This is a genomic window from Dolichospermum sp. LEGE 00246 (genome assembly GCF_015207865.1).
GTDB classification, from domain to species: Bacteria; Cyanobacteriota; Cyanobacteriia; order Cyanobacteriales; family Nostocaceae; genus Dolichospermum; species Dolichospermum heterosporum.
On record NZ_JADEWA010000152.1, the window covers coordinates 1 to 11,106 of the forward strand.

Here is an 11,106-nt window from a genome sequence, read left to right on the forward strand (position 1 = left end):
TACTTAAAGAGTTTGCGTAACCAAACCATTTTTTTAATAGCTTTATTGTTTGTAATAGGAAAATTGACACATGAACATCATAAGACGCTGGACTAAGCAAACACTTGATTATTGGACTCAGAGAATACAAGAAAATAAGCAACCCCTCTTATTCATGGGGTATTTAATTTTGAGTATGGTAATTTCTTATGGACTTGGGTTACTTAGGATTCATGAAGGTATTTCTCATGACTGGGGGTTTACTAAACTTAAACACTGGTTAATGCAGGTCTTTTCATTCTTCATTAGTTTCTCACCCAGTCTTGGCTTTGCGTCTGATGTGATTGCTTATCAAGCAGCGATTATTGCCATTGCAATACCTCTTAGCCTAGAAATCATTTCTCGAATCTCTGAACGCTACCAATCAGGGGTGATTACTAAAGAGTTTAATAGACAGTGGCAGCTAAAAGTCCTGCTGTTATTGGTAATTGTTAATGCGCTGTCAGGAGTTACATTGAAGTTTTTTGTGGACTCGAAGGTAGATTCTGGTTGGAAGATCCTTGCTTGGCTAATATTCCTGCTTTTCATGGCAACCAATGTTTTACTATTTGCTTTTTTTGACACGCTCCGACAGTATGCAACTAAGACTAAGTTTTTATTGGATAGGCTATTCAATGATCTAACTCAAGTTTTACGTCGTGTAACCAGCAACCAACAGATGAGTGATAAGAGATTACAAAAATCTCAAGAGGAATTCATTAGCGCCCTAGAAGGGATTGGTGATATTTTAGTATTTGAGACTAAAAACCGCAAAAATAACCAGTATATTATTGAAGGTCTGAAACAAATTCAGGATATATCCGAAAAGTTTTTTGCTCTGCAAAATAGCCAACCTGGAAAATTTTCAAAATTGCTGTATTCTCATGAACTACTTCAGTTGCATGAGGCAAATCAGCTTGAAGCATCATCTCAATTACAATTTTTCCCAAAAAAATATCTAGTTGCACTAATGGCAATAGTCAATCAATTCCTCCGCTTACATGAAGTTGCATTGGAGGTTAAAAATCTTGAAATTGCTCGGTTATCACTATACAATTTAATTTGGCTTTTGAGTAACTTATCTCAAGCGATAAATCATGACCAGTCAATAAAAACACTAATTCGAGTTATAGCTGACCTACGCTACACTAACCAACAAATTCAGGACGAATTTTCTTATACACTATCTGTTACTTGGTACACGAGTGTTGTATTTAAAAACTCATTTAAGCTTGGATATCTAGGCGAATTTGGTAGTTATTTTGTCTCTAGTATTCATGAAATTATTTCTAGTGGTAAAACTCAAGTATTTGAGCAATTAGTTTCTACACTGCATGATTCTGGAGATATCAAACATAACGATAAATATATGGTTGAAGAACTCCAAAGCTTTTTATGGCAAATAGGATATAAATCCTATAATGAAGCAAATCAAAATGAGCAGCTTGGTAAAAAACTTAATAAACTAAATTTTTTAGCGAGTGAATTGCGGACACAAGAGCAAGTAAATCAGTGCTTAGAACTATTTAAAGAACTTCAAGATATTATCTTTCGATGTTTTAGCTCTGTTAATCAGGAGGAAATTCAGAACCAGTTAGAAGAAGTTCATACTAACCTAGTATTTCGCTTCAAATTCAATAACTTGATTTATTTAATGTTTGACATTGGTGCTTACTGTATTTTCAAGAATCGCTATGATTATATTTATAAATTATGGACATTTAGGCAACCAAATGATGCAGATGCAATGTGGCTAGGACATGATATTGTGCCAGTGTCTTTACTTGGTCTGTTCAATTTCTATTTTCAAAATACTTTTGGTTCTGCAATATTGTGGGATAATCATCATGGAAGTCGTCGGTATTTTGACCAATATTTCTTAATCTTGTTATTGCGTGAATTTTTAAACTCACAAGTTATAACTAATCAAGCTAGACAAAATCTTGTTAGCACTTTTCAGATACCAGATAATATTAATTCTCGTGTTTTAAGTGACATTTCATACAATGTAAATCGCCTGATTCCTATTGCGAGAGAACTTACTAACCTATCAGACTCACTTCAAATTCTAGGTTTTGATACAAATCAACTGAATGATGCTATTGAGGATGGACTGATTATTTTTCTTGAAAGTTTAAAACCTAAAGCTGATGAACAGTTAGATAAACAATTACGTAGCCGAAAGATTAGTAAGACAAAAGTAGAACAGTTTAAGTCGGAATTCTTTAAAGGCTATAATGAACAAGCATCAGTGAGATATCTATTTAAGAATTTTGGGTTATATGATGACAAAACTCATGAAGTAGGGGATATAAATATTAATTTATTTGGTTTAAGTGAACTATATAAAAAGGCAATATTTTTTGAAGAATGGTATGTAGACTATGGTGATACAGGATTTGATTATGGACAAAATTTCGCACGCAGTGAAGATTCAGAATTGATAGTCAGAATTTTGAAAGCTTGTAACCTAAGTGAGAATCTTACTTTAGACAATATCATTGAAAATTTGAAGGATAATCTAGATAATTTTATCATCATTGGAGTTAATGCTAGATTTAATGACTTTTTATATAATTCTGATCGTTTCAAAGCCAAAGGAATTGATGGAGAATCAGACCTAAATATTCCAGGATTTTTGGGTTCATATATTTATGGAAACTATAAAATCCCAGCCTTCAATTACTTTTGTCAAATACCTACAGAAGAGGGTCTTCCAAACCAAGCTACTCTTGTTATTGACAAAAATCACTTAGGCAAGCTCATTCAATATAAACCAGTGACAGCAGATGAACCCTATCAGATAGAACAACATTTTGCTTTTCATATAAGCGCATTTGCGGAAGATGAAATGCTGATGAATAAATCACTGCAACAGCCTCCTGATTTTGTTGTAGCTAAAGATGATGAATCCAAGCAAAGAGCTTACTTAGAAACTCAGGTTTTAATACGCATTTACGAAAAGTTTACTCTGGAAAACGATCCAAATTTTTCAGGATATCTTATCCCTGAATCAGATTTTGATTTTGATTAGAACAAAGTCATCAATAACAGTAAATCCAATAATTAACCAAAAAACAAACTTCTATCAACGTGAAAAAACTTCCCTAACATCTCAGCTTGTTCTCGCGTCACTCCCACCTCACCATTAATCACCTGAGAAACTAACTCACTCGAACCCAAAACAGGAACTAAATCACCTATTTCTAAATCCCGCGCTTCCAATAAATGTAAAATTCTCGAACGAGGGGTAGAAACATTTAGCTGATAATGCTGACTTTCAAAATCTTCAATTAGCCTTACCAATAATTCCAACAAAGCATTTTCTTCTGCTGTCAGATGAGAACGAGAAAGCAAATCTTCCACAACTGCCAAAAGCCGATCATTTTCTTCCTCAGTTTTAATAACTCGCGGTTGAGACTGAGAAAGTAATTTGCTGTAAACTTCTGAATCAAAAGTAAGGGTCATTTTTCCAGTAGTCTTTGTCATATTCTGCATGAGCTAAGACATATTTAATATAAGTAGTGAGACAGGATTAATTACACAATGTTATCCCATGAGCGAAGCGTGGCGTTATCCATATGGAACAAAGTGAAATGAAGCAATCGCAAGGGTTGTGATTGCTTCCCTTCGCTCGCAATGACTGTAAATATTTTTGTCCAATTACTGACAATATCACATTCTCAAAATTAGATGGTGTGCGATCGCTAGGTCGTGCTATCTTTATTCCTATGGCTCCTGCGTCGCCACGCAAGCTATCAGTCCCGTAAGGGATACGAGACGCTATCGCTACCAACTACCCAATAAGCGGTAAAATGTTGAAGGTTTATAACGTATAGGTGAAATTGTTCACCAACATACCGGGAACTAAACTTCCTCCTAATTGTCGGCTTCCGTAAGTTCCCACTTCGGGAATAAATTCTTGGAAGTTGGTTAAATCAATGAGATTTTCTGCACCCCAAAAACGATAAAGACTTTCATCAAAGCGCAGGTTAGCAATGGGAGCAATGATTTCACCGTTTTCTACCCAAAAGCACGCATAACGAGTCATTCCTGTAATTCTCCCAGATGGGCGATCGCTCCAGTTCAAATAATGTAAATTAGAAACATATAGTCCTGTATCTAAACTGGGTAAAATATCCTCAAAAGCCAAATTACCAAGGCTGATTTCTGGAGAACGTAAGGTTTCTGAACCATTCGCACCATTAGCGGGTTTATTATATTCCTTCGCGGTGCGAGAATTAACTAAGCTATTAATTAAAATGCCGTTTTCAATTAATGCTAATTCTGGTGCAGCCATTTCTCCCAAATTATTAAATCTGGGAACTAAACCACTTTGAAAATTTTCTTTTAAGGTGAACTTTTGAGAAAGTTGTTTTTCTTGACGTGATAAAGCGGCTAAAGCACTATTACCTTGTTGAATATCGGCTTCACTGATAGCGCCCCAGGAAAGCATACCCAATAATTCAGCCACCGCAGCCGGAGCAAAATAAGTTTTATATTGTCCTTTGGGTAATTCTTTAACTGGACGAGATAGCATTTCTATTTGCTGTTTCCCATCATGTATTTTAGCTAAATAAGCAGATTCATTCCATTCACTTCCGGCAAAAGTTCCTTTTACAGCTTGTCCTGATGCCATAAATAAGGAATAATCTAAGTTAAATGAATCAGTCACAAACCAGTGTTTTTTTCCGCTAGAATCACCATAACCTCTGATAACAACTCCTCCAGCATACATCCCTGTAAAATCTAAATTAGTCACTGTTTCCAGGATACTGGGAACTAATATTTCTGGAGTGAGTAATTTACCAGTATTAATTTCTCGACTGCTATGATTTCCTGATGGTAAAACTAAATAAGGATCAATTGGTAATAATGGTAATTCATCACGTAATTCTTGTAAAGCGGTGGAGGCTAATTCCCAATCTACGTCCCAATTTCCAGTCAAGGGAAACTGACGGGAACTAGTGCGTTGATTAGCCATTAAGGTCAATTGAATCGAACCATCATGAACACAACCTGTTTGTCTCACTTTTGCAGAATTAAAGCGGGTAAATTGACTGCTTTCGCTGCTAAGTCTAACGGTAAAATGTTCATTTTCTGCCTTTTCAATTAGCAGAGTTTCGATGAGTTGATTAAAAGTTTTTTCTAAAGTTGATAATTCTTCAAGTTTCATGGTTTAAATTGTATCTGGATCAATATTTAATTCTCGCAATTTTGCGGCTAAACGTTCTGCTCTTCTAGCTTCCCATTCGGCTCTTTGGGTTTCTATTTTTGCTCTTTGGGCTTCTATTTCGGCTCTTTGCATTTGTATTGCTGTTTTTTTAGTCTCCTCTTCTGCGGTTTCTTCCGGTGTAGGAACTAACTCTCCTGCTGGGGTAAAATACCTTAACAGTCCTTGGTTAATTCCTAAGTATAAACCTAACTGTTGACTCCATAAATGTCCTTTTTCATTGGGTTCTAAAGGTTGATATTTATTATCTACTAAATGAAAACCCGCAAATTCTAATGTATAAGGGTCAAACCAAAGGTAATCCGGTGTGCGGAAAGTATTTTGATAAAGTTCTTTTTTGTATTCTCTATCAGTATTGGCTGTACTGGGTGAAAGAATTTCTAAGATGAAATTAGGATATTTACCATCTTCTTCCCACACTACCCAACTTTTCCGAGTTTTGCGTTCAGTTTCCAAGACGACGAAAAAATCAGGACCCCGGAAATATTCTGATTTTTTCTGATTAGGACTATAGTAAATACTCAAATTTCCCGCAGCATAGAAATCATATCTATCTTTCCACAACCATTCCAAACATTTGAAAAGTAAAATTATTTGTCGTAGATGTAGTTCTGTTTCCACGGGAGGTTCATCACTATATAAATCACTAGGAGGAAATATTACATCTGGGGAGATGTTTTCTTTGCATTCTAATTCTTGAGTAATCATCATGATATGATACCAAGTAGTTATTTATTGATTATAGCATTACGTAGGTTGGGTTGAGAAAACCCAACATTATATTATTCTTTTCTTGGGTTAAGCGACAGCGCAAGCGAACCTACATGACTAAAGGGTGTTTTGTTTGTTTAATCTGTTGTATAAATTCGGTAGTATTCTGCTTAAATTATGAATCTAGACTTTTAAAACAACCTCCCAGGTTAAGCAACAGAGTAAATTAGCAACTGGATTAAATTGTATCAGGATCTATATTTAATTCCCGCAGTTTTGCTGCTAAACGTTCTGATTTTCTCGCTTCTTTTTCTGCTCTTTTAGTTTCCTGTTCTGCGGTTTCTTCAGGTGTGGGAACTAGCTCTCCTGCTGGGGTAAAATACCGTAATAGTCCTTGATAAATTCCTAAATATAAACCTAGCTGACGACTCCACAAATGTCCTTGCTGATTTTGTTCTAAAGGTTGATATTCTCCGTCTACTAAATGAAAACCTGCAAATTCTAGTGTATAAGGGTCGAACCAAAAATAATCCGGTGTGCGGAAAGTATTTTGATAAAGTTCTTTTTTATATTCTCTATCTGTATTTGCTGTAGTTGGTGAGAGAAGTTCTAAAATGAAATTAGGATATTTACCATCTTCTTCCCAAACTACCCAACTTTTACGGGTTTTGCGTTCTGTTCCCAAGACGACAAAGAAATCAGGACCTCGGAAATATTCAGATTTTTTCTGATTAGGACTATAGTAAATGGTGAGATTTCCCGCAGCATAGAAATCATTTCTATCTTTCCATAACCATTCTAGACATTTGAAAAGTAGAATTATTTGTCTTAGATGTAGTTCTGTTTCCACTGTCGGTTCATCACTATATAAATCACTTGGCGGAAATATTACATCTTGGGAGATGTTTTGTTTGCATTCTAATTCTTGAGTGATCATCATGATATGATACCAAGTAGTTATTTGTTGATTATAGCATTACGTAGGTTGGGTTGAGAAAACCCAACATTTATGATTCTTTTGTTGGGTTGCGCTGTCGCTTAACCCAACCTACATGACTGGTTGGATGATAATTTGATATTTCTCATGCAAGGGAATGTATATTTTTAGCAAGGTTAATTTAATTTGGTTATGTTTGTCAATATATTTTGTCTGAATCAGGATGTCCAGGATTAAAGGATTTACAGGATTTTTGTATGGATTTGGATTTTGATTAGTTGAATAATTAAATAATTTTGTCTGAATCAGGATGTCCAGGATTAAAGGATTTACAGGATTTTTGTTTAGATTTGGATTTTGATGAGTTGAATAATTAAATAATTTTGTCTGAATCAGGATGTCCAGGATTAAAGGATTTACAGGACTTTTGTATGGATTTGGATTTTGATGAGTTGAATAATTAAATAATTGTGTGTTTCTCAAAGATAGTTCATTCAGAAAGCAATTGAATTCCATATATCCTGGGATACGCCACGCTATCAGGCTTTGTTATCATCATTGACAGAATTGGTAGATTAATAGAATTTGGTGATCATTAAAAATATTTAATCTCTTCATCCTGTAAATCCTTAAATCCTGGGTATCCTGATTCAGACAATAAATATTTAATCTCTTCATTCTGTAAATCCTTAAATCCTGGATATCCTGATTCAGACATCTTCATTATATCTTTTTGTTGGGTTGCGCTGTCGCTTAACCCAACCTACTTTAACTCACCACAACCTAAATCAGAAAATTCATTAACCACCACCAAAAACTTCGACGTTTGCAAATGCACAAACCGGTGAACCATGTCCTACGGAAATGGCTTGATTTGGTTCTCCTTTACCGCAGAAAGGTGTGCCGTAAATTTGCCAATTAGTGTTATTTCCAACTTGAATTAAACTATGCCAAAATTCTGGTGTGGTGGCACGATAGTTAGGATTACGCAGGGTGTTAGTCAGTTTGCCGTTTTCAATTAATTTGGCATATTCACAACCAAATTGAAATTTATAACGTTGATCATCTATTGACCAAGAACGGTTAGATTCCATGTAAATTCCATGTTCTATTCCTGAGATGATTTCTTCAAAGCTGGCGTTTCCTGGTTCTAAATTCAAGTTAGCCATTCTGTCTATGGGGGGACGATTCCAAGAACAAGCTCGCGCACAAGCAACACCGGGTAAATCTGCTCTAGCTTGACTTTCTAAACTGCCTAAACCCCGTTGTAAAATGCCTTTTTTAATTACATATTCTTTGCTGGCTACTGCACCAGTATCATCAAAACCATAACTGGCAAATTCACCTGTTACTGTAGGATCAAAGGTGATATTCATCAGGGGTGAACCATATTCTAATTTACCAAAATCATCTTTGGTAACAAAGCTACCACCAGCATAGTTGCGTTCATCTCCTAAAATGCGGTCAATTTCTAAAGGATGTCCGATACTTTCATGAATTTGTAGCATCATTTGATCTGGTGCTAAAACTAGGTTGGTCTGGGTATTTGGACATTCTTCTGCTGTTAATAATTCTAATGTTTGTTCACCAACTTTTTGAACTTGATGCCATAAGTTATCGTGTTTAAACAGTTCCCAACCTCCTTGATAAGAGTTGGCGTGAGCGCCGTTGTTGCTACGTTGTTGGACGATTGCACCGTCTTGAGCGATCGCCCCAAAATGATGACTAAGAGATAAAATATTTTGATATACTTCTGAACCATTGCTACTGACAAACCAAGTTTCTTTTTGATCTGTGCCGACTGTAGCTGTGGTTTGCACGATTTTATCGCTAATTTTGAGTTGCTGACAAATCTGAACGAGTAAATCGTTGATTTCTCCGGGAGTAATAGCGTTAAATGGTTCTAAACATGGTGATTTATATTCACCAATGACTTGAGGACGGGTATTTTCACTAATTGGATATATCCACCATTTACTAGCTGCAATTGCTTGTTTATAGGCGATTTCCGCAGCATTTTGTAAACTGGAGATATGTAAGGAGTTGGTAGCGGCATAACCTAAACAACCATTAACGATGACTTCGATCATTGCTCCCATATTCAATGATTTACCGTTGCTTTGGGGTAAACCATCACGGACAGAATGATCTGTAGAAGTTGTTTTTACGGCTCTGATTCCTACCCAATCTGCGGGGATATTTAAATGAGCAATTGCTTTTTTTAGTTCAATCAACATAATTTTTAATTTTTGATGCCACTTTGCGATACTATGGGATTGTAGTGGTTTAATATTACACTTTATCGCCTGTTTTTGAATTTGTAGAAAAACTGTTCATGTCGGAATTATTAGCTAACACTGGAACTATTGCGGCGATCGCTACTGCTGTTGTTCCTCAACAGGGTAGTGTGGGTATTGTCCGGGTTTCCGGTGATCTGGCAATGGCGATCGCTCACAATCTATTTTACGCCCCAGGGCGACAAGTTTGGTCAAGTCATCAGATTCTTTATGGTTATATTCGTCAACCCCAAACTAAGCAAATTATTGATGAGGCTTTATTATTAATAATGAAAGCCCCCCGTTCTTTTACCCGTGAAGATGTGGTAGAATTCCATTGTCATGGGGGAATTATGGCGGTACAACAAGTATTACAACTATGTTTGGAAAATGGCGCAAGATTAGCTCAACCGGGAGAATTTACATTAAGAGCGTTTTTAAATGGTAGATTAGACTTAACCCAAGCGGAAAGTATCGCCGATTTAGTGGGAGCAAAATCACCTCAAGCTGCTCAAACGGCTCTAGCTGGATTACAAGGTAAATTAGCCCAACCTATCCGCAAATTACGGGCTAATTGTTTAGATATTTTGGCAGAAATCGAAGCCAGAATTGATTTTGAGGAGGATTTACCACCTTTAGATCAGCAGAGAATTATTGCAGATATTAAGCAAGTGACAGCGGAAATTAGCAAATTATTAGCCACAAAAGACAAAGGTGAATTACTGCGAACTGGTTTAAAAGTGGCGATAGTTGGGCGACCAAACGTGGGAAAATCGAGTTTATTAAATGCTTGGAGTCAGAGCGATCGCGCCATTGTCACCGACTTACCAGGAACAACCCGCGATGTGATAGAATCACAGTTAGTTGTGGGCGGAATTCCTGTCCAAGTGTTAGATACAGCGGGGATTCGGGAAACAGCAGATCAAGTTGAAAAAATCGGTGTAGAGCGATCGCATCGTGCCGCTAATGACGCTGATTTGGTATTATTTACCATAGATGCAGCCGCAGGTTGGACACCCGCAGATCAAGAAATTTATGAACAAGTAAAACACCGTCCGGTAATTTTAGTCATTAATAAAATTGACCTAATTTCAACAGCAGAACAAGAAACTTTACAATCCAAAATCCAAAATCCAAAATCCAAAATCGTCACAGCCGCAGCCATAAATCAAGGAATTGATAATTTAGAAACAGCGATTTTAGAAACAGTTCAACAAGGAAAAGTTCAAGCCGCTGATCTAGATTTAGCAATTAATCAACGACAAGCAGCAGCTTTAACAAAAGCAAAGATTGACTTAGCACAAGTGCAAATGACAATCACCGATAAATTACCCTTAGATTTTTGGACAATTGATTTAAGAGGAGCAATTCAAGCATTAGGAGAAATCACCGGAGAAGAAGTCACAGAATCAGTTTTAGATCGGATTTTCAGTAGATTCTGTATTGGTAAATAAAATAAGTTATTCCATTTCCTAGTCTAATGAGGTACAAAATTATCTGCGTTCATCTGCGTTCATCTGCGTTTAATTCTGACTTCTTGTACCTCACTTGCATGAGAATTGCTGTAAACTCTCAAAATGACAGCATTTTAGGCAGCAATGATTTCTTTGATGATGACATAAGGTTCAACAATCAGAGCATTAAATCGCTTCTCCCGGTTGAGATTCCATTCTCCCACCTGATCTATTGTCGGTTTGGCTAATAATTGTTCATCTATCCAATGTTGCACTGAAAGAATATTATCACCAGCGATCGCTTCTCCCACATCTAATAAATCCAAATTCTCCGCTACCAAAATCACCGCATCTTTTTGGACATGGGGAATTAACCACTCCCATTCGGCTTCATCAAGATTTTGCTGTAATTTTTCCCGTAACTCCGACATAATTCCCCACTTTTTTAGTTATTATTTTGATTTTACAATATAAAAT

General features: G+C 36.3%; 9 protein-coding genes. 2 read left to right on the top strand and 7 right to left on the bottom strand.

Annotation, left to right across the window (positions count from 1 at the left end; genetic code table 11):
• Positions 1–70 precede the first annotated feature (70 nt).
• On the top strand, positions 71–3,052 hold the full coding sequence (locus tag IQ228_RS12100; RefSeq protein WP_193962954.1) for a hypothetical protein: 2,982 nt from the start codon (positions 71–73) through the stop codon (positions 3,050–3,052).
• Positions 3,053–3,084: 32 nt separating this feature from the next.
• On the opposite strand, the gene IQ228_RS12105 is transcribed toward IQ228_RS12100, so the two are convergent.
• The 6 genes from IQ228_RS12105 to IQ228_RS12125 form a co-directional block, all read right to left on the bottom strand.
• A complete protein-coding gene (locus IQ228_RS12105; RefSeq protein ID WP_228043842.1) occupies positions 3,085–3,486 on the bottom strand; it encodes a type II toxin-antitoxin system HigA family antitoxin in 402 nt (133 codons plus the stop codon).
• A 358-nt stretch (positions 3,487–3,844) separates the two neighbouring features.
• On the bottom strand, positions 3,845–5,194 hold the full coding sequence (locus IQ228_RS12110) for a TldD/PmbA family protein (protein WP_193962956.1): 1,350 nt from the start codon (positions 5,192–5,194) through the stop codon (positions 3,845–3,847).
• A 3-nt stretch (positions 5,195–5,197) separates the two neighbouring features.
• Positions 5,198–5,962, bottom strand: a complete 765-nt coding sequence (locus tag IQ228_RS12115) for a Uma2 family endonuclease (protein ID WP_027400895.1) — start codon at positions 5,960–5,962, stop codon at positions 5,198–5,200.
• A 238-nt stretch (positions 5,963–6,200) separates the two neighbouring features.
• Positions 6,201–6,902: a Uma2 family endonuclease gene (locus tag IQ228_RS12120; RefSeq protein ID WP_193962957.1), complete on the bottom strand. Its 702-nt coding sequence runs from the start codon at positions 6,900–6,902 to the stop codon at positions 6,201–6,203.
• A 592-nt stretch (positions 6,903–7,494) separates the two neighbouring features.
• On the bottom strand, positions 7,495–7,617 hold the full coding sequence (locus IQ228_RS27130; RefSeq protein ID WP_255549969.1) for a hypothetical protein: 123 nt from the start codon (positions 7,615–7,617) through the stop codon (positions 7,495–7,497).
• A gap of 82 nt (positions 7,618–7,699) precedes the next feature.
• Complete coding sequence (locus tag IQ228_RS12125; RefSeq protein ID WP_193962958.1) at positions 7,700–9,136, bottom strand: TldD/PmbA family protein; 1,437 nt, start codon at positions 9,134–9,136, stop codon at positions 7,700–7,702.
• A gap of 98 nt (positions 9,137–9,234) precedes the next feature.
• Between IQ228_RS12125 and mnmE the strand changes: the two genes are divergently transcribed.
• Positions 9,235–10,629, top strand: coding sequence for a tRNA uridine-5-carboxymethylaminomethyl(34) synthesis GTPase MnmE (mnmE, locus tag IQ228_RS12130; protein ID WP_027400892.1), 1,395 nt, complete (start codon positions 9,235–9,237; stop codon positions 10,627–10,629).
• Positions 10,630–10,763: 134 nt separating this feature from the next.
• Here the strand turns inward: mnmE and IQ228_RS12135 are convergent, their stop codons facing one another.
• A complete protein-coding gene (locus IQ228_RS12135) occupies positions 10,764–11,060 on the bottom strand; it encodes a DUF2288 domain-containing protein (RefSeq protein ID WP_027400891.1) in 297 nt (98 codons plus the stop codon).
• Positions 11,061–11,106 lie beyond the last annotated feature (46 nt).

Excerpts from the sequence above, each read along its gene's own strand:
- IQ228_RS12100 (WP_193962954.1), top strand. The coding sequence starts at position 71 with ATGAACATCATAAGACGCTGGACTAAGCAAACACTTGATTATTGGACT.
- IQ228_RS12105 (WP_228043842.1), bottom strand. The coding sequence starts at position 3,486 with ATGACCCTTACTTTTGATTCAGAAGTTTACAGCAAATTACTTTCTCAG.
- IQ228_RS12110 (WP_193962956.1), bottom strand. The coding sequence starts at position 5,194 with ATGAAACTTGAAGAATTATCAACTTTAGAAAAAACTTTTAATCAACTC.
- IQ228_RS12115 (WP_027400895.1), bottom strand. The coding sequence starts at position 5,962 with ATGATGATTACTCAAGAATTAGAATGCAAAGAAAACATCTCCCCAGAT.
- IQ228_RS12120 (WP_193962957.1), bottom strand. The coding sequence starts at position 6,902 with ATGATGATCACTCAAGAATTAGAATGCAAACAAAACATCTCCCAAGAT.
- IQ228_RS27130 (WP_255549969.1), bottom strand. The coding sequence starts at position 7,617 with ATGTCTGAATCAGGATATCCAGGATTTAAGGATTTACAGAATGAAGAG.
- IQ228_RS12125 (WP_193962958.1), bottom strand. The coding sequence starts at position 9,136 with ATGTTGATTGAACTAAAAAAAGCAATTGCTCATTTAAATATCCCCGCA.
- mnmE (WP_027400892.1), top strand. The coding sequence starts at position 9,235 with ATGTCGGAATTATTAGCTAACACTGGAACTATTGCGGCGATCGCTACT.
- IQ228_RS12135 (WP_027400891.1), bottom strand. The coding sequence starts at position 11,060 with ATGTCGGAGTTACGGGAAAAATTACAGCAAAATCTTGATGAAGCCGAA.